18 protein-coding genes are annotated in these 24695 nt (G+C 39.4%); 5 read left to right on the top strand and 13 right to left on the bottom strand.

The genetic code is table 11. The features are described 5' to 3' along the window. Positions 1 to 8: 8 nt before the first annotated feature. Both BMY21_RS12385 and BMY21_RS12380 read right to left on the bottom strand, forming a co-directional pair. Positions 9 to 1046: a GGGtGRT protein gene (locus BMY21_RS12385; protein WP_074644682.1), complete on the bottom strand. Its 1038-nt coding sequence runs from the start codon at positions 1044 to 1046 to the stop codon at positions 9 to 11. A 20-nt stretch (positions 1047 to 1066) separates the two neighbouring features. Continuing rightward, positions 1067 to 1768: an iron-sulfur cluster assembly scaffold protein gene (locus BMY21_RS12380; protein ID WP_009103019.1), complete on the bottom strand. Its 702-nt coding sequence runs from the start codon at positions 1766 to 1768 to the stop codon at positions 1067 to 1069. A gap of 202 nt (positions 1769 to 1970) precedes the next feature. Between BMY21_RS12380 and BMY21_RS12375 the strand changes: the two genes are divergently transcribed. Beyond that, entirely contained in the window at positions 1971 to 3290 is a 1320-nt protein-coding gene (locus BMY21_RS12375; protein WP_074644680.1) for a PP2C family protein-serine/threonine phosphatase, read from the top strand. Positions 3291 to 3355: 65 nt separating this feature from the next. Beyond that, on the top strand, positions 3356 to 4735 hold the full coding sequence (locus tag BMY21_RS12370; protein ID WP_074644679.1) for a PP2C family protein-serine/threonine phosphatase: 1380 nt from the start codon (positions 3356 to 3358) through the stop codon (positions 4733 to 4735). Between the two features lie 13 nt (positions 4736 to 4748). Here the strand turns inward: BMY21_RS12370 and BMY21_RS12365 are convergent, their stop codons facing one another. From BMY21_RS12365 to BMY21_RS12315, 11 genes are all read right to left on the bottom strand, one after another. After that, the gene (locus tag BMY21_RS12365) at positions 4749 to 5330 is read right to left on the bottom strand and encodes a hypothetical protein (RefSeq protein ID WP_074644677.1); all 582 of its coding nucleotides are present in this window, start codon (positions 5328 to 5330) and stop codon (positions 4749 to 4751) included. A gap of 15 nt (positions 5331 to 5345) precedes the next feature. Then, complete coding sequence (locus tag BMY21_RS12360) at positions 5346 to 6611, bottom strand: argininosuccinate synthase (RefSeq protein ID WP_074644676.1); 1266 nt, start codon at positions 6609 to 6611, stop codon at positions 5346 to 5348. Between the two features lie 244 nt (positions 6612 to 6855). Then, on the bottom strand, positions 6856 to 7440 hold the full coding sequence (locus tag BMY21_RS12355) for a DUF2972 domain-containing protein (RefSeq protein ID WP_074644674.1): 585 nt from the start codon (positions 7438 to 7440) through the stop codon (positions 6856 to 6858). A 27-nt stretch (positions 7441 to 7467) separates the two neighbouring features. Next, positions 7468 to 8772: a VWA-like domain-containing protein gene (locus BMY21_RS12350; protein WP_083379861.1), complete on the bottom strand. Its 1305-nt coding sequence runs from the start codon at positions 8770 to 8772 to the stop codon at positions 7468 to 7470. 21 nt (positions 8773 to 8793) lie between these two features. Continuing rightward, positions 8794 to 9852, bottom strand: coding sequence for an AAA family ATPase (locus BMY21_RS12345; protein WP_074644671.1), 1059 nt, complete (start codon positions 9850 to 9852; stop codon positions 8794 to 8796). Positions 9853 to 9864: 12 nt separating this feature from the next. Continuing rightward, entirely contained in the window at positions 9865 to 10440 is a 576-nt protein-coding gene (locus BMY21_RS12340) for a hypothetical protein (RefSeq protein WP_074644670.1), read from the bottom strand. A 17-nt stretch (positions 10441 to 10457) separates the two neighbouring features. After that, complete coding sequence (locus tag BMY21_RS12335; protein WP_074644668.1) at positions 10458 to 12704, bottom strand: methyl-accepting chemotaxis protein; 2247 nt, start codon at positions 12702 to 12704, stop codon at positions 10458 to 10460. After that, positions 12697 to 14610, bottom strand: coding sequence for a diguanylate cyclase (locus BMY21_RS12330; protein WP_074644666.1), 1914 nt, complete (start codon positions 14608 to 14610; stop codon positions 12697 to 12699). Before BMY21_RS12330 ends, BMY21_RS12335 begins: the two co-directional genes overlap by 8 nt. Before the next feature lie 85 nt (positions 14611 to 14695). Next, complete coding sequence (gene udp, locus BMY21_RS12325) at positions 14696 to 15475, bottom strand: uridine phosphorylase (protein ID WP_074644665.1); 780 nt, start codon at positions 15473 to 15475, stop codon at positions 14696 to 14698. A 115-nt stretch (positions 15476 to 15590) separates the two neighbouring features. After that, a complete protein-coding gene (locus BMY21_RS12320; protein ID WP_074644663.1) occupies positions 15591 to 17816 on the bottom strand; it encodes a hydratase in 2226 nt (741 codons plus the stop codon). A gap of 62 nt (positions 17817 to 17878) precedes the next feature. Beyond that, on the bottom strand, positions 17879 to 20269 hold the full coding sequence (locus BMY21_RS12315; RefSeq protein ID WP_074644661.1) for an HD domain-containing phosphohydrolase: 2391 nt from the start codon (positions 20267 to 20269) through the stop codon (positions 17879 to 17881). Between the two features lie 109 nt (positions 20270 to 20378). On the opposite strand from BMY21_RS12315, the gene feoB reads away from it, so the two are divergent. The 3 genes from feoB to BMY21_RS12300 all read left to right on the top strand — a co-directional run bounded on the left by feoB (position 20379) and on the right by BMY21_RS12300 (position 24639). Next, positions 20379 to 22733 (top strand): ferrous iron transport protein B, encoded by a 2355-nt coding sequence (feoB, locus tag BMY21_RS12310; protein ID WP_074644659.1) that lies wholly within the window; start codon positions 20379 to 20381, stop codon positions 22731 to 22733. 60 nt (positions 22734 to 22793) lie between these two features. Then, on the top strand, positions 22794 to 23354 hold the full coding sequence (gene rbr / locus BMY21_RS12305) for a rubrerythrin (protein ID WP_074644658.1): 561 nt from the start codon (positions 22794 to 22796) through the stop codon (positions 23352 to 23354). Between the two features lie 88 nt (positions 23355 to 23442). Then, positions 23443 to 24639 carry an NADP-dependent isocitrate dehydrogenase gene (locus tag BMY21_RS12300; protein WP_074644656.1) on the top strand — a complete coding sequence of 399 codons (1197 nt, stop codon included), beginning with the start codon at positions 23443 to 23445 and terminating at the stop codon, positions 24637 to 24639. Positions 24640 to 24695: the final 56 nt, after the last annotated feature.

The raw sequence follows: 24695 nt of genomic DNA, 5'->3' as shown, positions 1-24695 counted from the left end.
GTGTAGAACTAGAAACTTCCAGCTACGGCTACTGCACAAGCAACTGTACAACCGACCATAGGGTTGTTACCCATTCCCATGAATCCCATCATTTCAACGTGAGCTGGAACTGATGATGATCCTGCGAACTGAGCGTCTGAGTGCATACGACCGAGTGTATCTGTGAAGCCATATGATGCTGGACCTGCAGCCATGTTATCTGGGTGAAGTGTACGACCTGTACCACCACCAGAAGCTACAGAGAAGTATTTCTTACCAGCAAGGAGGCGCTCCTTCTTGTAAGTACCAGCAACAGGGTGCTGGAAACGAGTTGGGTTTGTAGAGTTTCCAGTAATAGAAACATCAACATCCTCGTGCCACATGATTGCAACACCTTCGCGTACATCGTCAGCACCGTAGCACTTTACGATAAGGCGGTCTGGGTTGTTTCCATATGGAACTTCTTTTACAACAGTAAGAGCCTTGTCAGTTCCTTCACCGTTGAAGTAGTCGAACTTTGTCTGAACGTATGTAAAGCCGTTGATACGAGAAATGATCTGTGCAGCGTCTTTTCCAAGACCGTTCAAGATAACGCGGAGCTTGTTCTTGCGAACCTTGTTAGCGTTAGCAGCGATCTTAATAGCACCTTCAGCAGCAGCGAAAGATTCGTGACCTGCGAGGAATGCGAAACACTGTGTCTCTTCACTCAAAAGACGAGCACCGAGGTTTCCGTGTCCAAGACCAACCTTGCGGTCATCAGCTACAGAACCTGGAAGACAGAATGCCTGGAGTCCCTTACCGATGTTAGCAGCAGCTGTAGAACCAGTTTTGTCACCAGTTTTTTCTGCTTCTTTGATTGCGATTGCAGATCCGAGTACATATGCCCATTTAGCATCCTCGAAACAAATCTGCTGTGTAGACTGACAGATTTCGTATGGATCGAAACCACGAGCCTTACAAAGGTCGCGAGCCTCGTTCAAACCAGCCTCACCTTCTTTAAAACCATATTCTTTAAGAGCCTTATTCACCTGAGGAATGCGGCCTTCAAAATCTTCAAATAATGCCATAATTCAATTTCCTCCTGTGACTATTCTTTACGTGGGTCGATAAGTTTTACCATACCCTGATCTGCAGTTACACGACCATAGTGTGTGCGTGCACCAGCGATAGCTTCTTCAGCTGGTTTTCCAGCCTTGAGAGCGTCCATAAGTTTACCAAAGTTGATACAGTTGTAACCAATAATCTGGTTGTCCTTGTCGATAGCACAAGTTTCAACGTATCCTTCTGTCATTTCGAGGTAGCGAGGACCTGTCTTGCGAGTAGCGAACATTGTACCTACCTGAGAGCGGAGGTTCTTTCCGAGGTCTTCAAGAGAAGCACCAACTTTAAGTCCGTCCTTAGAGTAAGCTGACTGTGAACGACCGTAAACGATCTGCATAAAGAGTTCGCGCATTGCTGTGTTGATAGCATCACAAACAAGGTCAGTATTCAAAGCTTCGAGAACTGTCTTACCAATGAGGATTTCAGAAGCCATAGCAGCTGAGTGAGTCATACCAGAACAACCGATAGTCTCAACCAATGCTTCTTCGATGATTCCGTTCTTTACGTTCAAAGAAAGTTTGCAGGCACCCTGCTGTGGTGCACACCAACCGATACCGTGTGTGAATCCGGAAATATCTTCAATTTTCTTTACCTGTACCCACTCGCCCTCTTCAGGGATTGGTGCAGGACCATGATATGCGCCTTTTGCCAAAGGACACATATGCTCCACTTCTGCAGTGTATGTCATAAAATGCTCCTGAGAAATAAAATAAATATATAGAATAAAATAACACTTTAGCACGGATTTTTCAATATAGCTTTTGTTTGCTTTATTCAAATAGTCATAATATAATAGAAGTAATTAATAATGTTGTCCAAAATATTATATTGAGGATAACACTTTGAAGACGAAGAAAAACATACGAAAATCCTTTCGGGAAAGATTTCTTATGCCTAAAGATCTTAAGAAAGGAATCATAGCAAAAAATCTTCACAGACTGGCTCAGCTGGAACAAATTTTATTCACTTTTGGTATAATAATGTGTATTGTTACGACAATACGCTATCACTCAAATCCGAAAGAGCATATTTTTGATTTCATTTATTATACCGGATATATTTTAAGCAGTATTCTTGTTCTGCTTGTAGCCATACAATCTACACATCACCCGGAATGGCCTATCTGGCGTCGTAATCAGCCTACATATCTTGCAATTTTTTTCCTTCTGCTGCTTAGTGTCTCACTGCTTTTCTACTCAACTACACCATTGAGTTCTTATACGGTTTATGTAAATGTCTGTATCATTGCAATTGTAATGCTTGCAGTTGAACCGCTTTTCTTTATCATATTATTGTCTACTTTTACAATAGTAATCTGTTTTGCTCTTTATTCTGTTGGCTCAGTTACTATGATACTAAACACGTGTCTTACAACAGTCATAATGAGTATTCTCAGCCTTTTTAAGTGGAATTCTCTAATCAAGGAATTTACTCTTGAAAAAGTACGTAATTCACATATTGAAACAATCGAAAAGGAAATTGAACTTGCAGCTTTTGTTCAGGAAAGTTTTTCAAAAAGAAAAATGCCAGACTTAATAAATTATGATATCTCTTATTACAGTAAAGCAATGGCTGGTGTTTCAGGAGATATGTATGATTTTTATACACAGGGTACTCTTCTTAAGGGAGTTGGTATTTTCGATGTTTCAGGTCACGGAATTTCTTCCGGACTTGTAACAATGCTTGTCCGAAATATTTTTCAGCAGGAATTTCATCAGAATTATAATAAACCACTCTCGGAAGTAATGGAAATAATTGATAAACGAATAAAAAATGAAAAGAGTAACATCGAAAACTACCTTACAGGTATTCTTCTGCGTATAAATGAAAATCAGATTGAAATAGTTAATGCCGGACACCCCTCTCCTATTCTGTACAGAAAAGCAAATAATGAATGCTTATTTTTTGATTCAGAACGAAAGTATTCCAGCAGTGTTGTCGGGCTGAATTCGATTGAACCTTTCTTTCAGGAAGCCAAGTTTGAAATGGAGTTTGGAGATGAAATTATTCTTTTTACTGATGGTGTTAAGGAAGCAATGAATTCAGAACATGATGAATATGGGAACACACGTTTACTTACATCCGTAAAAAACGCAGTTCAAAAACCTTTTGAAAATCAGATTCATTTAATGCTTTCTGATATGGGTATGTTCACAGAAAACGCATCGCAATCTGATGATATTACAATTGTAATAATCAGGAAAGTTTAAGAAAGTGTCAAGAAAGTTGATAAATCAGAAATTTCATTGTAAAATAGAAAGATAACCGGTGTATTATGAAGGATCGTTCTCCGACTTTATTCAGCAGATTAATCCGAAAACTCGAAGACAAATACAGAGCTCCAGAAGAGTGTAAGCTTGTAATGGCTGATAAGAATCTTATCACAATGTGGAAAGCCCAGACAATGCTTATTATCATGGGAGTTATTGGAATAATCTGTATTCTGATACTTCATAAGGGCGAATATCTTAATTATCTGCCACGATTTATTTATTTTCTAACATATATTGTTTTTGGAATTATATGCATCGTTTCTGCAGCAAGACTTAGAAAATTGAACTTTACACGTTCTACTGTAAAAATGATACCGACTTATTTTCTTTTCGTTTATTTAATGGCATTTCCAATGTACATCTTATATTTTGAGAATAATCTCTTCAATGCGATGATTGTTTTTGCCTGCGTTACAGTAAATTTCCCGGTCTTTTTTGATATCTCACCAGTAATTTTCTGTACAGCTGCTACTGCAGGCTCATTTGTCTTAATGCCACATATAATCAATAACTACAATATGTTTATTGTAATGGATTCAGTTATCTTTATTCTTATCCTTTACTTTCTTTCTTTCAAAAGATGGGGAACTGAAAAAGATAACTTCCTTCATCATAGAAGTGAACATGAATATAAGGAAAATATTGAAAACGAATTAAGACTTGCTCAGGTTGTACAGCAGAGCTTCTTTAAACATAATGAAACAATTTATGATGAATGGGCAATTTCCTATTATAACAAACCAATGGCTGGTGTTTCCGGAGACTTCCTCGATATATACAGTACTGGAAACAATCTTGATGGAATTGGAATTTTTGATGTATCAGGTCATGGTATTGCATCTGGGCTTGTAACAATGCTCGTAAAGAATATTATCTTCCAGGAATTTTATAATGGTAAAACTGATAAACTGAAATCAATCATTGACCGTATTAATATCCGTTATATAAAAGAAAAAGGAAATATTGAAAATTATCTTACAGGTATTCTTACCCGCTTTAACGGAGACAAAGTAGAATTCATAAATGCCGGACATTCAATGCCAATTTATTACAGCGCAAAAGATGATTCTGCTAATTATGTAGAAGATGATAATACAGCCTTTGGTGCAATTGGCCTTCCTGACATTCCGACAAACTTTATATCACACACTGTTGAAATGTCACGTGGTGATGAACTGATTTTCTTTACTGATGGAGCGACAGAAGCAACTAATGCACAGGGTGAAGATTTTGGTAAGGATAGACTCTTAAAATCGATTTTCAGAAATGCGGATAGACCGCTGACAACACAGGTAAACTGCATTGTCAGCGATATCCTTACTTTTATAGGCGATGAGCCTAGTAAAGATGATATTACGATTATTATTTTGAAGAAGAAATAATAATCAATTTCTTTTAGAACTTAAACGAAGCTCCAACTTTTATCAAACTTGTTGAAGGAATTGCACAGTCAATAAAAATATTGAAACGGTCAAAATCAAACTTCAAACCAAGATATGTAAGATCAAAGATAAAAAATGGATTATCAGCTTCTGGGACAAACATCAAACCTGCACTGGCAGAATGATAAATCTTAAAATAAGTCCATCCATACTGAGCAGTAAGTTTTGCCTGTAAAGAAAACAGATTCATACTTAAAAATTTTTCATAAGTCGTCATACCACCAACAGCGAAATGTTTATTAAAGAAATAATTATATCCTGCTGTTAAGCCAAATGCAGGTGCCTTAGCATATGATTCTGTAGGATTTTCTTCTTTGTTTTTAGCCACTGCATCTGCAAATCCCTGACCTAAAACTACAAAAAATCCTGAGAAAGCACCTATTAATGAAGTTGTTCCTCCAGACAGATATACTTCATTATGTCTAAAATCAACCTCATTTGAAACATTTGTATCAACTACATCATCAACATCCTGTGCAAAAACATTTACACAAAGAGATCCTAAAACTAAAAGAGCAATAATTAATTTTTTCATATTTATACCTCCTTATTATTCTGTTGGACGCTTCTTAAGGTTCTTGCTTTCTGCAATTGCCTGTCCTTCACCAACCTTCTGTTCCATCATAGCACGAACCTTCACTGGAAGTCCAAACAAAGTTATAAAGCCCTGAGCATCTTTATGGTTATAAAGTTCACCAGTTGTAAATGAAGCAATCTCTTCATTGTAGAGGCTGTACTTAGATCCAGAACCAGCTCCACGGATAGCACCCTTAATAAGTTTAACTTTTGCCCAACCAGTTACAGTTTCTTCTGTTTTATCAACAAATGCCATACATGCATCCATCAAAGTTGTGAACCACTTTCCGTCATAAATAAGCTCACCCATGCGGAGAGATACCTGCTGTTTGTAATGGTAAGTTTCGCGGTCAAGACAGATGTGATCCATCATTCTGTGTGCGAAGTAAAGGATTGCTCCACCCGGTGTTTCGTAAACACCACGGCTCTTCATACCTACACAGCGGTTTTCACAGATGTCAACAAGACCAACACCATTGCGTCCACCAATTACGTTGAGCTCGTTCAAAAGGTCGAGGGCGTTCATCTTTTTACCGTTAAGACCAACTGGAATACCCTTTTCGAAGTCGATTGTTACATACTCGCCTTCTTCCGGAGCTTCCTCTGGAACGCATGTATTCTTAAGCATGTGCTTGTAATTTGGCTCGTTTTCTGTCTTCTCGAGTTCAAGACCTTCGTGACTCAAGTGCCAGATGTTCTCATCGCGTGAGTAAGACTGATCCTTCTTCATAGGAACTTCGAGACCACGATCCTCGAGAAATTTGATTTCAGCTTCACGGCTATCCATATTCCATTTGTCATCGCGCCATGCAGCAATTACTTTAATATCTGGAGCAAAAGCTTTTATAGCAAGTTCGAAGCGAACCTGATCGTTTCCTTTACCAGTTGCACCGTGACAGATTGCTACAGCCTTTTCCTGACGTGCATATTCAACAAGAATCTTTCCAATAAGAGGACGTGCAGTTGAAGTTCCGAGTAGATATTCATCTTCGTAAACTGCATTTGCCTTGAGTGCTGGCCAGATGTATTCTTCAATATATTCCTGACGTGCATCTACAACATAACATGCAGCAGCTCCTGTTTTGAGAGCACGTGATTTAATTGCTTCCCAGTCATCGCCCTGTCCAACGTCAATACATACAGCGATTACGTCATAATCATAATTTTCTTTGAGCCATGGGATGATAACGGTTGTATCAAGACCACCGGAATAAGCAAGTATTACTTTATCTTTTGCCATAAAAAGCCTCCAAATTGCATAAATATACAGAAAATATACATCTTTATGCAAAATTATGCAAGAGATTTTACATAATTTACCGTACACTTAGCTCCCAGTCGTGATTCATAGGTCAAAAACGCGCAATATTGCGCTAGACGTTTTTTGGGGTATGGAAACCATAATAATGCCGCTCTCGCGGCATCCCCAAAAAAAGTCTTTTTGACCTATGCCTCACTCCTTCGCGCTAAAAATCACGTGATTTTTACAACTCAGAGATTTTTTGTTTAAAATTCTCTTCAGTAATTTGTATATTTATGCTATTTGCAGGCAGTTTCAAGGTGAAGGTGCCGTCGGGGTTTGATAAAATTTTGAGTTGGACTTTTAAGTGTTTTTCAGCATACGCTTTTATGAACTCTAGCGCAAGTTTCTGGCGGCGTTCTGAGCGGGATTTATTTTCTAGTGATTGCTGGAGTTCGGTCAGGTAGTCCGGAAGTTTTGACAGGAACTCTGAGATTTCTGGAAGCGGATTATAGGGGAATTTAGCATCGCAGATTTTTATGTACTCTGGGCCGCATTTTTGCATAATACTGGCTTTTATGTTGTTCTGGATGAAGAGACGGAGTTTTATTGTTGAAGTTAATGTAACTTCGAATGTGCAGTAGGAAGGAAAATATTCGTAGGAGATTTTTGCATCTGGATGAGAGGCAGTAAATGCTTCGAACTCGCTGCGGCAATCTGCCATGCGAAGAGGCTCGGCATTTGTGCGGACCATATTTTTATGCTGAAGATGTACAAAATGTTCTTTCCAGAAATCTGCTTCATTATCAATATATTTTTGTGATGACATAGAGTTTTTATTCTCCTGAACTATAGTTTATGGCAAAAAAGTACCAAAGTTTCCCGACAGACTTTCTATCCACCAGCGGGATTTTTCCCAGGCAAGCCGTGAATCTAAAATCCAAAGGATAGAAGCATTACCCAATCCTCGGCTACCGGCGGCTCCTCCAATTTTCGGAAATTCTCCTTCTCCGTCTGTAAAAATTATCATACCGGAATATCGGCTTTTATTTTCCATAAAATAATCAACAGGTGGCTGAAAATTTGTTCCACCTCGACCTGTAATTTCTGCCAGTTTTAGATTTTTTGAAAACTTTACTGGCGTAGTATTTTTTAGATTCACATCAAAAAATATTAAATCAATATTTTCTATAATCCTCAAAAAAAAGAAATTTTTGATTGCATGATAAAAACGTGCAAAACTTTCATCTGTAATTGACCCACTCACATCTACGGCTATTAAAATATCAGCTTTACGTTCATAACGACTTCCCATAGCAGAAAAACCATAACGCCGGCTCGGCTTCATACGGGTAAGGCGGCGGTTTGCACTTACAATATTTGCACGAAACTTTGTCAGAGCACGACGGTAATCAAAAGAAAAATCTACTTCGGATTGAAGTGTTCTCTGCAAATTGCCGCCAGTTTCACCCCAGCCTTGGTCTATTTCTGCTTTTTTGATTTTATCATTTATCTGATTCTGTGCGTTTTCATCTTCCTGCCATAACTCTGCACTTTGTGTAATTGCAGAAAGATCATAATCACTTAGTGCACCTTCACCACTCGCTTCTCCACCACCAGCAGAAGTCTCTCGAATTAAAAACAAAAGGCGCTTATACCATTGCTCAAAAGTAAGGTCGTCTAGAGTTTTCAAAAGTCCTGTAGCGCGGTCAATCTGAAGGTTTCTCTGGAAAAACCTTAATTCTTCTGTATCTGCCCAGCGTTTTTCAAGCGGAAAATCCAATGTAGAAAATCTCCATGCCTGGCTTTTCAAATAAATGACACCAGCAGTTTCAATTCCGCTTTGAGGTGTAAAATATTTTGAAATTATCACGTCACTTGCAAGCTGCATTGCTGTAGGATTTGACTTGTACGGCTGCCTTGCATAAGGATGCTTTAACAGGATTCTGTAAGCTTCAATTTTCAGAAAATCTGAAAGCTCAGCATCATTAAGGTCTTTGGTAAGAAGTTCTGAAAACTCAATGCAAAAATGTCCTGACCTCATAGGTACACTCAAAGAATCATTCAGAACAAAATGATGTGTTGTAACTACAGAGAATAATAGAGGCTCAGAAATAAACCATTGTTTAATTATCGAGTTCAGACGCTTTTCACAAGTCATTTTATATGTATCCGCAATAATCTATAATTCAGAACTTAAATCCAGAAGCTTGTGATAAAGAGAAGGTGTTTTCTCTAAAATATAATTTAAGGTTTCCGGATATCTATCTGCAGAAACAAGACTTGCAAAATGAGCCTGCAGTTCTTTTTTATCATTCAGGGATAACCAGTCAAAATATGCTGTCAGATTTTTTGCAACTTCATCATTAGTTTTATCACAAGTCTTTTCAAGCCATCGGAAAACTGCTTCATTCAATTGGGTAAAATCCGTAAAAGTCAACTCATTCAGTAACTTCTTATTTTCTTCAAAATCTCCTTCAAGGATTTTTGCAGCAGAAGGGATTTTTTTTGAATTTACAAAATTGAAAAAACTTGCCGCTGCTCTGTCTCCTATAATACCGGAAACAAGAGACAACTGGAGTTCTCCAAGTTCATTAAATTCCTCAATAATTTTTGAAGTTCTTTCCCAGCTGCGGCGATCTGGAGTACGCTCCAAATTGTCTTCAGAAAAAGCTTCATCACCATCAAGGAACTCCGGATTTTCATCAATAAAGGAAATTACTCTTGAATCGAGCTTTACTTCACGTGCCCAGTTAATCCAGTCTTCTACACTCGGAGCAAACTCATAAATATTAAAACGACTTACTAAAGCCGGATCCAGATCCGTCAACTGATATTCACTGCCACCATTTACTGCACTGATAATTCTACTACCATCCGGTAAACTCTTACCAGCAAGCTTACGGTTTAAAGTTAAATCCATAACAGTCTGCAAGACTTCAGGGCGGGCTCTGTTTAATTCATCCAGAAAAAGAACAACCGGCTGTCCGTCTGTCGGAAACCAGTATGGCAGCATAAACTCTGTACGACCGGTTGCCTCATCAAGATGAGGAAGTCCAATTAAATCGCCGGGATCACTCATTTGTCCCAAAAATAAAGTAACGACTTTTTCACGGCGAGCCGCAAAAAAGTCTTCTAAAATGCGAGATTTACCAATTCCGTGCCGCCCCACAAGCATAATATTTTGTGAGGCAGGCGTATTTTCCAAAATGAACTTAAGCTGAGTAGAGTCAATTTTCATAATGAAAAAAGTCTACTTTATTAAGCGGATATTATCAACAAAAAAGTGTGCATCTTTAGGATATGCTCCAGCAGTATTATTGTAGATTAAAACTCTTTTTACATCATAAAGTCGTTCTGTAAATTTTTCCATACTCAGAACAACATAATGTTCTCCTTTTGGTAATGCAAAAGAACCTAAATCACACCAGTTCCATCCACTAGTTGCCTGTATTGCAATATCTATATAGTAGGTAATATCTTCAGGATTATAAAAATCCATAACCATATACTTCGAACCTGACATATCATTTGTTCCATCATAGAACCAGATTCCAGCTTTTTTAGCATCTGGAGGCATTTCATCAATTGTCATTTCAAGAGAATGAGAACCTTCAGAAGCCCATTCTCTAGAGATATTAGCTCCGGATGCATAACAGAAATCACCATACTGATGCCAGTCAAAACCAGCCCAAATCCAGTAATTTCCTTTTTCAAATCCATCAAAAACGAAAGAAGCACCATCTGGAATATCGCCATCCACCTCCTGTGCAAAAATTCCAGTACAACTAAGCATTAATATTGTAAGAAATGTAATTATCTTTTTCATAAGAATCACCTCCAGACCTATTCTACCTTGAACTTATTCATTGCATCACGAAGTTTTGCAATACTTTCAACGTTCTTTTCTACGCATTCATGAGCTTTCTGTGAATAACTGCCGATTGCATCTGTTTTGTCGGTCATATTCTTTACATTATTATTTACAGAAGTTGTCATGCGGGCAATACGATCCATTTCAAAGGAAACCTGTTTACTACCTTCCATCATTTCGTCAGAGTCGTTCTTAACGTTATTTGTAATATCATTAATAGTTCTAATAAGATTAAGAATCTGAGCTCCACCTTCGTTCTGCTGTCTCATAGCTTCATCAATAATCAATTCCTGCTCACTTACAGTTTTTGTCAGAGAAAAGATGCTATTGAATTGATTCTGTACCTGATTTGTAGATTCAGTAACAGTCTTGATAAGATCCTGAACATCTTTCAGTTCATTCTGGATTCTAGATCCCTGCGAAGCAGATTCCTCAGCAAGTTTACGAATTTCACCGGCAACTACAGAGAATCCCTGTCCACTGTCTCCTGCATGTGCAGCCTCAATAGCAGCATTCATTGCAAGAAGGTTTGTCTGACTCGCAATATTTCTGATTACAGAAGATGCTTCCTGAAGATTCTTTGAACGATCCTGAATCTTAGAAGAAAGCTCAGCCATGTTATTAATAAGAGACTGACCAAGTTCAGAAGCCTGTTCCAGCATATTCATTGAAGAACGGTTGTTTTCAAGAATGTTTGTAACGTTGTTAATATTTGCCGTCATCTCTTCTATAGAGGCAGAAGATTCTGAAACACTTGCCGCCTGAGTATCAATATTTTCATTCAGTTTCTTAATGTTCTTTACAATCTGTTCTACTACAGAAAGAGCTTCCTCAACTCCAGCAGCATGATCCTGCATCTGCTCCTGAATTGACTGGATACTTGAGGTAATATCAATTACAGCCTGTGAAGTCTGACTCATAGAATCATTGAGTTCTGTACCAATTTGATCCATCTCTTCACTTGAAGCTTTTACATCTTTAATAGAAACAGAAAGTTTATCCATTGTTTTATTAAAGCTATCGCACATTGCACCAATTTCATTATTTTGATGTGCGTGAAGACGAACGGTCATATCTCCATCACCTTCACTAATATTTTGAAGGGCATCTACAGTAGTCTTAAGAGGTTTTGTAATACCTGTTACGACACCAAATACAATAATAATTACAAGAACAATCTGAAGCGCGAAAGCTGTAATAATAATCCAGATAGTAGTCCATGCGCTGCTATCAATTTCAGATACAGGTGTCAGAGAAACAAAAAACCAGGAATCACCAGTACGGTCTACCTGAGTTTTTACTATTGTAACAAACGTAGTCTGATGGTTAATATCCGTATTGAAACTAATTGGAGAATAATCAATACTACAATCCGAAATGTCATCTCCAGGTTGTGCACGGCTTCCATCAGGCTTTATATAGATTGGGTCAAAATATGATTTTAAATTATTATCAAGGAAGAACAAAGACTTTTGTCCTACAATCGAATGATCTGAAGAAGCGAGAACGGCACCAGAAGATGTAAAGAACTGACAGTTTGTCCCACGGAAAATAGAAGAGCCATCCATTAAGTTTTCCAGACCAGAAAGCACAATATCAATACCAGCAATACCGCTTCGCTGGCCAAGCGAGTTTTGAATCTGAGCAAAAACCTTTGTAGTCAAAACAGATTCCCCATCAAGTGTTGTATGTACAGGCTCACTAATAAAGGTGCTTCCTCTATTTGTAGCCTGTTCAATCTGAGCTTCGCTAAATTCAGAAACAATATCATTTTTGATACGACCATTTCTGTCACGAATATAATGAATCTTAAACTGTCCAGATGGATTGTCGTCAGAATCCTTACGTAAAATGTCTTTGTGGTCAAACATATTTGGCAACCAGTATGCCCACGCAGAATCAATTGTGGAAGATTTTACCATTGCACGTATTGCCTGTTCAGCAGCAGAATGCCTTTGCTTTTCAGGAATAGCCCAGGTACCACCTAAGAATCCGGCCAGAGCTTCTGCAGAATAAACAATTTCTGTCATCTTTCGCTCTAAAGTTACACCTCTAGATTCTGTAAGAGTGACGATATTCTTAGTAATCTGCTCTTTATTGCTCCTTAGAACAGTACGACCTATCATAAAAGTCATAACGATGGAAATAAGAATCATACCAATTCCCAGCCACAATACAAGACTTAATCTAATAGATGATTTTACCTTTGATTTACTCATGTGCTTCCTCTTTATTTTGATCGTCTTCCTTATGGAAGGCTTGCTTTTGTTCGTACATTATGTTATCTACATTTTCTACAGCCTGCTCCAGAGTTAGTTCTGAGTGAGCCGGTACTGAATAAGTTCCAACACTTGCAGAAAGATTATATGGCAAATGCATTACCGCAGTCTTAGATTCTAAACGTTTTTTTATCATAGAACAATAATCTTCGCCATTATAGTTTTTGCTGTTCCCTACAATAAGGAATTCATCACCTCCATAACGAATTGTAAGCCAGTTCTTTGGAACTGTTTCCATGGCCGCTGCTGCAACAGTTTTTACAGCCAGATCTCCATGCAGATGACCGAACTGGTCGTTAATATGCTTCATTTTATTTATATCAACAAAGAAAAGAACAGTTGTTAGACCATTCTTTTTGTTCTGTGCATAATATGGTTTTGCGAGTTTTTCAAGTCCCTGACGGTTAAGGGCACCAGAAAGAGCATCTTTAGTAGAAAGCTTAAGATACTGCTGACTCATCTGTCTGTACATATTCTTTTTACGGAATTGCTCAATACTTGTTCCAAGAGTTCTGGACCAGATATAACCATAACGATTATCAATCATAGAAAGATTATTTTTCGTAACAAAATATCCGTGAACATAAGAATGATGAAAAACCGGTAAAAATAAAAAAGTTGAACTTTCATCAGTTTTCATTTTTGCAGGAATAAGTTCGCGGGTATTTATCATCTCGCGAAGATATTTTTTATTATCCTGAACAGAACAGATAGCCTGAACCTGAGTTCCATAATTTAAATTTTGAGGAAGATTTTCCATAGAGTTTATAAGAACAGAAGTCCAGTCTGATTTCATGAAGATACAGAAATCTGAGCCTTCAAAATTGTGTGATTTTGTAAAGAAGTTTTCTACGTTGGTAAGCAGTGTAAATACATCTGCCGATTCAGCAAAAATCTCGCCTATTACTTCTATCTGAGTATCAAACTCTTCTTTTTTATTTGCATCATCAAGAATGCTGAGAGTAAAACGGCTCTGCTGTTTTGTGTTCATATAAGCACAGCCACAAGACTGACGCAGAACAGGAGTACTTCTCATCTTCAAAAGCTGAGAAGGATTTACTCCAAACTCAAGTCTGTTGATTACTTCTGCTCCAAGAAGTTCTGCATTGTTGTGAACAGTTGTAATAGAAGGCTGAGTACATTGGGTTTCGGTAATATCATCAAAGCCGATAATCTTAAGCTGTTCAGGTACATTGATTTTATTTTCAACACAGACCTTAAGAAGTCCAAGTGCAATTAAGTCATTTGCACAGGCAACTGCTTCAGGAAGCTTTCGTCCGGATTTTACATATTCTGAGAAGAAACGATATGAACAATGATAATCTGTAAATTGAATGGAAAAAATCTTATTCTGATCGAATTCAATATTATTATCTTTAAGAACCTGAGTATAAGCCCTATAGCGTTCACTGATATCAATAGAAGTTTCTTTACCGGCTATAAATGCAATATCCCGTACATTATGCATTGTTATAATGTGCTGAATTGCATCATACATTCCCGAGTAATTATCAATTCGAAGACAACAAATGCCTTCCATCTTTTTATTGATACATACAGCAGGTTTTCCTGATTTTAAGATTCTGAGGCGTTCTCGTTCGAGAACTCTGACATTACCAATTAAATCTGCAAGTACGACAATGCCGTCAAAATCTTCATAATGGATAAGATTAAAAATAGACGCACCAGTCCAGTTCGGGAAGCCGGAATATTCATCGTAGTTATACATGTTGAATACATAGATATCAATGTTTTTATCCTTTACAGCTCTCTGCATTCCAAGAATAAAATCTTTGAGAAAATATGTACTCCAGCCACAAGCTAGAACTGCGACTCGTCTCTTCATAGATTACTATTATATCATGATTTACGAGACTACGCAAAAAAATGTTACTATAAAATATTCAGCTGCTAACAATAAATAACCATGGTTATTTATTCTTGTCCTGAATTATGAGGCGGCGAAGAGCTTCAACTCCGACTGTAATTGCAAGTTCTGTGTCGTGTGCCTGTTTATTTGGAAGTCCTTTTTTAGCACGTTCCTGGTTTGCAACTACGAGGAAGCATGAACCTACGCGGACACGAAGGAACTGGCCGGCAATAAATAAAGCCGCACTTTCCATTTCACTTGCGAGACAGCCCATACGAAGCCATGCCTGCCATTTGTTTTCGAGCTCATAGCTTACAGGCATAACTTCCGGTTCGTGTTGACCGAAAAAAGAATCCTTACACTGAACAACACCTGTGTGATGTGGAGCTTTAAGTTCTGTAGCTGCTGCTACGAGTGCGTTTACACAGTCCAGGTTTGCAACAGCTGGATATTCAATAGGAGCGAACTCGCGGCTGGTGCCTTCCATACGAACAGCGCCTGTAGCAATTACAATGTCGCCGCCCATTACGTCTTCCTGCATACCGCCGCAGGTACCTACGCGGATAAAGGTGTGGGCACCGCATTTAGCAAGCTCGTCTATGGCTATTGCAGCAGAAGGTCCGCCGATACCTGTTGAGGTAACGCTTACAGGAACACCTTCGAGAGTACCTGTGTAGGTTGTGTATTCACGAACGTCTGCAACAAGCTTCGGATTATCAAAGTGTGCAGCAATTTTTTCGCAGCGCTTCGGGTCGCCAGGCATGATAACGTATTTGCCGATATCCTGTGGTCCAACGCCTGTGTGATACTGTTTTCCTGAACCTTCTGTGTAGTCTACCATATACTGTCTCCTATATACGTCATTGCGAGGAGCGCAGCGACGTGGCAATCTATTTTAGGGATTGCTTCGCCTTCGGCTCGCAATGACGATTTATTTCATCTTTTATGACGGTTAATTAATTCTTGTAGAAATTAATCAAGCATCCGGCAAGGATGATTTTTCTTTCATCATCTGTAAGGTCGCCGGTTGAAAGCTCGAACTCGTTTACTTTACCGTCGGCTTTAACTGCATATGCCTTACAGCTTGGAAGTTTTTCGCTTACCATCTTCTTTACATCCGGAATAAATACATAGTCGCCGTTTGCAAATGGAAGATTCTTGTCGCCATCCTTGTAGAGGAATGGGAGCATACCCCAGTTGATGAGGTTTGAACGGTAACGCTTTGTAGCATATTCGTTAGCGATGTTTGCCCAGCCACCAAGAACCTTCTGGCAGCTTGCAGCCTGTTCACGTGCAGAACCGTCACCTGGTTTTACAGCAAAGATTGATGAACCAAGGCCAGCGGCTTCAGCACGTGCACCAAAACCAGCAGAGAACTTATCGAGTGCGCTAGCCGCAGTCTTTACCTCAGCCTTAACCTCTTCAGCTCCATCACGAACAGCCTTTGCACGGCCAACGTAAGCTGGATCGCGGCGGCTAAGTGTAAACTCAGCAAGTCCAAGTGGATTTGAACGGAATGATGAAGTTTCTCCAGATGGAATAAGTTCATCTGTTGTTGTTACAGGATCGTGAATCTCAGAAACAATCTTGATGAGAAGGTCATCAGAAAGTGGCTTCATGCTTGGCCAGTCCTTAATGTTTGGACCAAACTGAATCTCAACTTCAGGATGAGCAACACCCTTAGAATCATATACGCGTTTTTCGTAAATTGCTTTATCGAAGAAATATTTCTTTCCGCTGAACTCTGTATCAAATTCTGTAGCAGCTGTAAGGAAGCCTTTGTTTGCTGCAGTTGCTGCGATAGAGCGTGCATCCATAAGAGCAACAGAAGAAAGCTGTCCGTTCTGAATCTTAGAACCTTCGCGGTTAGGGAAGTTTCTTGTAGAGTGACGGATAGAGAATGCACCGTTAGCAGGAGTATCACCAGCACCAAAACATGGACCACAGAAGGCAGTCTTTACAACAGCACCGGCATCAATCAAAGCACCGAATGCACCGTTCTTCATAAGCTCCATGTAAACTGGCATAGAAGCTGGATATACGCTCAATACGAACTTGCCGTTTCCGCTGTCCTTGCCTTTAAGAATATCAGCTGCAGCACAGATATTTTCGAATCCACCACCTGCACAACCAGCGATGATACCCTGATCAACATAAAGCTTGCCGTCAATAATCTTGTTATGAAGATTGAAATCTACCTTATCACCGAAGCTTACCTTTGCACGCTTTTCTGCATCAGTAAGAACATCATCAAGATTCTTATTAACTTCTTCGATTGTATAAGCACAAGATGGGTGGAATGGCATAGCAATCATAGGGCGGATTTCGCTCAAATCAATTTCGATTGCAGCGTCGTAATAAGCACCAGCCCCTGGCTTAAGTTCCTTATAAGCACCAACACGGCCGTGAATTGCATACCACTCTTCTACTTTACCATCAGTTTCCCAGATAGAAGAAAGACAGGTTGTTTCTGTAGTCATTACATCAACGCCGATACGGAAATCAGCAGAAAGATTTGCAACACCTGGTCCAATGAATTCCATTACCTTGTTCTTCACAAAGCCGCTTGCAAATACTTCTTTAATGATTGCAAGAGCAACGTCCTGAGGACCAACTCCAGGAACAGGAGCTCCTGTAAGATAAATTGCAACAACGCCAGGATAGTTTACATCATAAGTTTTTCCGAGGAGCTGCTTTGCGAGCTCTCCACCACCCTCACCAATTGCCATAGTACCGAGGGCACCGTAACGTGTGTGGCTGTCTGAACCAAGAATCATTGCACCACATTCAGCAAGCATTTCGCGAGCATACTGGTGAATAACAGCCTGGTGTGGAGGAACATAAACTCCACCGTATTTCTGTGCACATGTCAAACCGAACATGTGGTCATCATCATTGATTGTACCACCAACAGCACAAAGTGAGTTGTGGCAGTTTGTCAAAACATAAGGGATAGGGAACTTTTCAAGTCCAGATGCACGTGCAGTCTGGATAATTCCAACGTAAGTAATATCGTGTGAAGTAATTTTGTCAAACTTGATTTTAAGTTTGCTTTCGTCTCCGCTTGTGTTGTGTTTCTGCAGAATTGAATATGCAATTGTCTTTTTTGCGCCGTCTGCAGATGCGGCTGCGTCACGGAGTACACCGTTTTCATAGATTACGCCAGAATTGTGGAGTTTCATTTTTGTTCCTCTTTATAGAAATATAGAGGAAAGAATACCATATTTAGGCCTATTTGTGAAGATTACGAGATTCTGATATTTGTCAGAACACACTGATCGCCGGTCAGAGCAACATAAATATCAGGAATATCTTCCTGCAGAATAGTTACACTTCGAATCTGAATACCGGCATTTTCTGTAATTACAGTAATGCGGCGGCTTTCACGGTGAATACTAACCTTACAGTCCATACCAGCTTTATTAACTTTTTTCCAGGTTTCCCAGTCTTCAAAATCATCAGTTTTATTGATAATCATATTGTTTGTGGCATGACCATCTGATTCCCAATGCTCACCATCAAGACGAATAAGCGCAAACTCTTTATAGCCGGGCCCGCGAACCTGCTTATCAGCAGAATAATAAAGAACAATATAGGGACAATGCCAGATAAGACGAGCAGTAGGCAGACTCATTGTATGGAAACTGATAGACATACGTTCTGTAACAATCACACCCTCAGTGAAAGCTGAACACCAGTCATCAATCTGAATACTTGGAATATTTCCCTCTGGACCTGAAATATAATTCAGTTCAGGAGCAATCCGCGGAATATAATCTGCCGGAACAACGTTTTCAGATTTATGAACTTCAACATCTGATATTGTACAGTGAAGACCTGTAAGTCCAAGATAGCAGTAATGAGAACAGTCCGGCAGTGCCATAATAAATCTTACAGTGCTAAGCGGACTTGAAAGCTTGAGCATCATATGATCTTTTACACGAACAGCTTCAATATCATAATCAATACCTTTTTTATATTCTTCTACAAAATCTACCGCGCCAGATGCATTCTTTTCAAACTCAACCTTGATGTCACGGGCTGCAACACATTCGGTTTTACCGTCAAAGCGGATAGTTCCATATTCCAGATAAAGCAGATCTTTACGCTTGGATTCTGTTTCATGAATACGTGAATCCAGAGAATCAAAAACAACAAAAGAAGGAACAGAATCAAGACCCGCATTCTCTTCATCACAAACATAATGAAGACGCATTTTAGTAATACTTTCATTAAGTAAAATGCCTTCAGATTTATCTTCACGGTACTCTCGGCAGTGCAGAATATTCTTACCGGAAAGCTCAGTAACTTCCTCGTGCTCCTTCATTGAATATTCAGTATCAAGATCAATAAGATGAATCATGATTTTTGCAAAAACCGGGTCAAATTGAGTTCCAGTGCCCTTCACTATTTCTTCACGAACTTTCTGCTGAGGAATCGGATCACGGTAACTACGTTTGGAAGTCATTGCATCGTAGGAATCAGCTACAGAAATAATGCGGGCAATTTCAGGAATATCTTCTCCCTTAAGTCCTTCAGGATAACCACGTCCGTCATAACGTTCATGGTGAGACTTTGCCGCAATAGAAAGATACGGAGACTTTGTAATGCTTGAAAGAATCTGTTTTCCAATTACAGGGTGTTTTTTTATTTCCGCAAACTCATCTTCCGAAAGTTTTCCCGTTTTATTTATAATGCTCACAGGAACACCAATTTTTCCTACATCATGAAGAAGGCCCGCATAATATATATCTATACAATACTTTTCATCTTTACCTGCTGCTTCTGCAATTTTCCGAGCATATTCTGCAACACGCATGGAATGTCCGTGAGTATATACATCTTTAGCATCTATAGCATTTGCAAGAGCCATTGCAGTCTGATTGAACAGAGTCATGATATTATTCTGTTCATCCTTAAGATACTGAACTTCAAGACGGTTTACCTGATTAACCCGCTTATTCATATCAACAAGTACAAAGATATAAAGCAGAGCAGCCATTCCAACACTGGCAATATTCTGAAAGGAAATACCGTAAAAAAACAGCTGTAGTAAGGTTGCACAGGCTGGAATCAGAGAGAAAAACAAAAGCGGTATACGTATATTACGGGCAATCCTTTTGTAATACTGAAGAATCATCGAAAGCTGCAGCAGAATCATTATAACCGGACCAGCATAACTCATTAAAAAGCCGGTTCCACGATGATAACGGTTCATTTCATCAAAAGTATAATAAAGCCCTGAAACAGTTCCCAGAATAAGGAAAATAATGCTTACGCCAAAAATAACTTCCGCAATCTTTAACCTGCGCGGAATTGTTTTAAATCCACCCTCATTTGTAAATAAATCACACAAATAAAGTGTAAAGGCATGAAGGATACAAATAGAAAAAAGATAAACAGAAAAGTTTGAAATGCGGACCATCCACCAGCCTAATGTTGAAGGATCGCCACGGAACAAATAGGCAAAACGGTCCATAAACAGAAGCAGAGCCGCATAAACTTCAAGAAGAGTCAGCGCACGCCTTCTCTTTTTGGGCATAGAACTTGTAAAAAAACTCAGAATAGCAAGAACAGTACAGGTTCCGCACAAAAATAGCATAATCGAAAGCTGGTGCTGCCGTAAAAACTCCATCGCCGATTCTCTCCTGTCAATAATAATTATACTTCATAAATTTCAAAATTGCTAATCAATATTTTATTCATATTTGAATTATAGTTAAAAATGCACTATCATAATATTTATGACATTAAAGGATTTAGCAATTGGAGATTCTGCACGGGTTACAAAAACCGGCGGAAACGGAGAGCTTCGTCAGCACTTTCTTGATATGGGTGTAATTCCAGGCACCATCATAACAAAAATAAAGCTAGCGCCTATGGGCGACCCTATAGAATTTGATGTAAACGGTTATGAACTGACCATGCGTCTTGCAGATGCAGAAAAAATCGAAATTGAAACCGAAAATCTTTCAGAAACTGATAACAAACATAAAACTACAACAACTTCAGCAAATGCAGCTGTAAAAACCCTGCACCCTGGTCTTGGTGAAGACGGAAAATTCCACGCTAAAGGAGACGGAGATCCTCTTCCAGATGATACTCTCCTCACCTACGCTCTTGTGGGAAATCAAAACTCCGGAAAGACAACTCTTTTTAATCAGCTTACAGGCTCAAATCAGCATGTAGGAAACTTTCCAGGAGTTACAGTAGACCGAAAAGACGGCGCAATCAGAGGACAGCCGAATACCCTTGTAACAGATCTTCCGGGCATTTATTCAATGTCTCCATATACAAGCGAAGAAATCATTTCACGAAATTTCGTTCTTAATGAAAAACCACGTGGAATTATAAATATTGTAGATGCCACAAATATCGAGCGCAATCTCTACCTTACAATGCAGCTGCTTGAAATGGATGTGCCAATGGTAATTGCCCTTAATATGATGGACGAAATTACCGGCAACGGCGGCTCAGTCGATGTCAACAAAATGGAAGAGCTGCTTGGGGTTCCAGTTGTTCCTATTTCTGCTGCTAAAAATCAGGGTGTTGATGAGCTTATAAAACACGCCGTACACGTAGCACACTTTCAGGAAAAGCCTCTTCGCCAGGATTTTTGTGATGAAAATGATTCCGGTGGTGCCGTACACCGTGCCCTCCACGCAGTTATTCACCTTATTCAGGACCATGCAGTAAAAGCCGGCATTCCGGTTCGTTTTGCAGCCAGTAAACTTCTCGAAGGTGATAAGAGAATTTTATATGCACTCGACCTCGATGTTAATGAAAAAGAAATTCTCGAGCATATTTCTCTTCAGATGGAAGCTGAACGAGGTTTGGACCGCAGCGCTGCAATAGCAGATATGCGCTACTCCTATATTAAAAACGTCTGCAGACAAACTGTACATAAACCTCATGAAAGCAAAGAAAGAATCCGCTCACAAAAAATAGATACACTGCTCACAGGAAAATACACAGCCATTCCTTTCTTTATTCTGATTATGGGATTAGTATTCTTCCTTACATTTAATGTAATAGGAGCCTTTTTACAGGGACTTCTGGAAAGTGGAATAGAAGCACTTACAGGACTTGTTGATTCAGGCCTTACAGCAATGGGCACAAACGAAGTACTCCATGCACTTATAATAGATGGAATTTTTACAGGTGTTGGAAGCGTTCTTTCATTCCTCCCGATTATCGTAACCTTATTCTTCTTTTTATCTATGCTGGAAGATTCAGGTTATATTGCGCGAGTTGCCTTTGTGATGGATACCCTGCTGCGTAAAATTGGACTTTCAGGAAGAAGCATTGTTCCTCTTTTAATTGGCTTTGGCTGTACTGTTCCGGCTGTAATGTCTACACGCATACTTCCAAGTGAACGTGACCGTAAAATGACAATTCTTCTGACTCCCTTTATGAGCTGCACTGCAAAACTTCCAATTTACGCCTTTTTCACAGCAGCGTTTTTCCCAAAGCACGGTGGTTTTGTCATGACAGGACTTTATATTCTTGGAATTATTTTAGGCATTCTGAATGCACTATTATATAGAAAGACTTTATTTAAGGGCGAACCAGTTCCTTTTGTGATGGAACTTCCAAATTACCGCCTCCCAAGTCCTAAGAGTGTATGTCAGCTTCTTTGGGAAAAAGCAAAAGATTTTCTTGAGCGTGCGTTTACAGTAATCTTCATTGCAACTATTGTAATCTGGTTCTTACAGAGCTTTGATTTACATTTGACTTTTGTTGAAGATTCATCACAAAGTATACTTGCAAAGATTTCCGGCCTTATTGAACCACTTTTCCGTCCACTTGGGCTTGGCGACTGGAGAATCTGTACTTCACTGATTTCCGGAGTTATGGCAAAGGAAAGCGTTGTTTCTACACTTGAGATTTTGTTTGCAGGAGGTGTTGCCTCTGCACTTACACCATTATCTGCAGCAAGTCTTCTTGTATTCAGCCTTTTGTATTGCCCTTGTATTGCCGCAGTAGCTTCTGTAAAGAGAGAATTAGGTGCAAAATGGGCTTTTGCAATGGCTTTCTGGCAGTGTACAGTTGCCTGGCTTTGTGCATTCGCAGTTTATATGATTGGCGGCCTATTTTAGTCTTGATTTATATATTGTTATCGCACATAATTGATGTATTATATTTTATAGGAGCTTAGTATGAGCAAATACTCAGGAACAAAAACAGAACAGAATCTTTTGGCTGCCTTTGCAGGTGAATCTCAGGCACGCAACAAATACACATATTTTTCTGCAGTAGCGGAAAAAGAAGGACTTTCTAAAGTAGCTGAAATCTTCAAAAAAACTGCAAGCAATGAAGAGCAGCATGCAAAGATGTGGCTTACAGAACTCGGCGGTATAAACAGTACAGCTGAAAATCTTAAAGCTGCAGCAGACGGCGAAAACTATGAATGGACCGACATGTATGTTGGTTTTGCTAAAACTGCTGAAGAAGAAGGTTTTGCAGAGCTCGCTGCTAAATTCCGTGCAGTTGCTGCAATTGAAAAACGCCACGAAGACAGATATCGCTCACTTATTAAAGATGAAGATTCAAAAGCAGAATTTGCAAAGAGTTCTGTAAAGGTTTGGGAATGTCTTAAGTGTGGTCATATTGTAACAGGACCAAACGCACCAGAATACTGCCCTACCTGCGGTGAATACAACCAGTATTTTGAAGTTCGTGAAGACAACTACGACCTCATTCTTACATGGGGACGCTAATTTTTTTTAGACTTCCGTAGAAAGCCCGAGCCTGCGCTCGGGCTTTTTCATTGCAACACACATATTTTTTCTATATAATAACCGCATTATGGCAAAGATTCAGATGAAAAATGCAATCGCCGAACTTGATGGCGATGAAATGACACGTGTTTTGTGGAAGGTTATCAAGGATGAACTCCTGTTGCCTTATATTGATTTGAAGACAGAATATTTTGATCTCGGACTTAAGAGCCGCGATGATTCTGATGACAAAATTACCTATGCTGCTGCAGAAGCAATTAAACGTCTTCATGTAGGTGTTAAGTGTGCAACAATCACATCTAACCAGGCACGCGTTGAAGAATATAAACTGAAACAGCTTACTCCAAGTCCAAACGGAATTATCCGTGCAGAACTTGACGGTACAGTATTCCGTGAGCCAATCTTTGTAAGCAATATCCACGGTACTGTAAGTTGCTGGAAAAAGCCAATTGTTCTTGGTCGTCATGCTTATGGTGATGTTTACAAGAACTGCGAAATTAAATGTCCTACTGCCGGTAAAGCAGAACTTGTTTTCACTGGTGTTGATGGAAAAGAAATCCGCAAGACAATTATGGATATGAAGGGACCTGGAATTATTCAGGGAATCCACAATCTTGATAACTCAATCGAAAGCTTTGCACGCTGCTGTTTTACTTATGCCCTTGACCGCAAGATTAGCGTTTGGTTTGGTGCAAAAGATACAATTTCTAAGACTTATGATGGAAACTTTAAGGCAATTTTCCAGCGTGTATTTGATGAAGAATATAAAGCTAAGTTTGATGCTGCTGGAATTGAATATTTCTATACTTTGATTGATGATGCAGTTGCTCGTGTTATGAGAAGCGAAGGCGGATTCATGTGGGCAACAAAGAACTATGATGGTGATGTTATGTCTGATATGATTGCATCAGCTTGTGGTTCTCTTGCTATGATGACTTCTGTACTCGTAAGCCCAGATGGAAACTTCGAATACGAAGCAAGCCACGGAACTGTTCAGAAGCACTACTACCGCTACCTCAAGGGTGAAAAGACTTCTACAAACCCTGTAGCTACAATCTTTGCATGGACAGGAGCTCTTGCTAAGCGTGGTGAACTCGATGGAACTCCAGAGCTTGTTGAGTTTGCAAAACGTCTTGAAAAAGCTACCCTTCAGACAATTGAAGAAGGCTATATGACAGGCGATATTGCACGCATTGCAGAACCAGCTGCTAAAGAAGTCCTCGATTCATGGCAGTTTATCAGTGCTATTAGAAGTAGACTGTAATCGGCAAGAAGCACGAATGTGCTTCCTGTTAAGCAGGCGCAAGCCTGCGCCGAGTA

Source organism: Treponema bryantii (assembly GCF_900111035.1).
Classification (GTDB): Bacteria; Spirochaetota; Spirochaetia; order Treponematales; family Treponemataceae; genus Treponema_D; species Treponema_D bryantii_C.
Note: the sequence above shows the minus strand (reverse complement) of the source record. Positions and strands in the feature narration are given on the sequence as shown.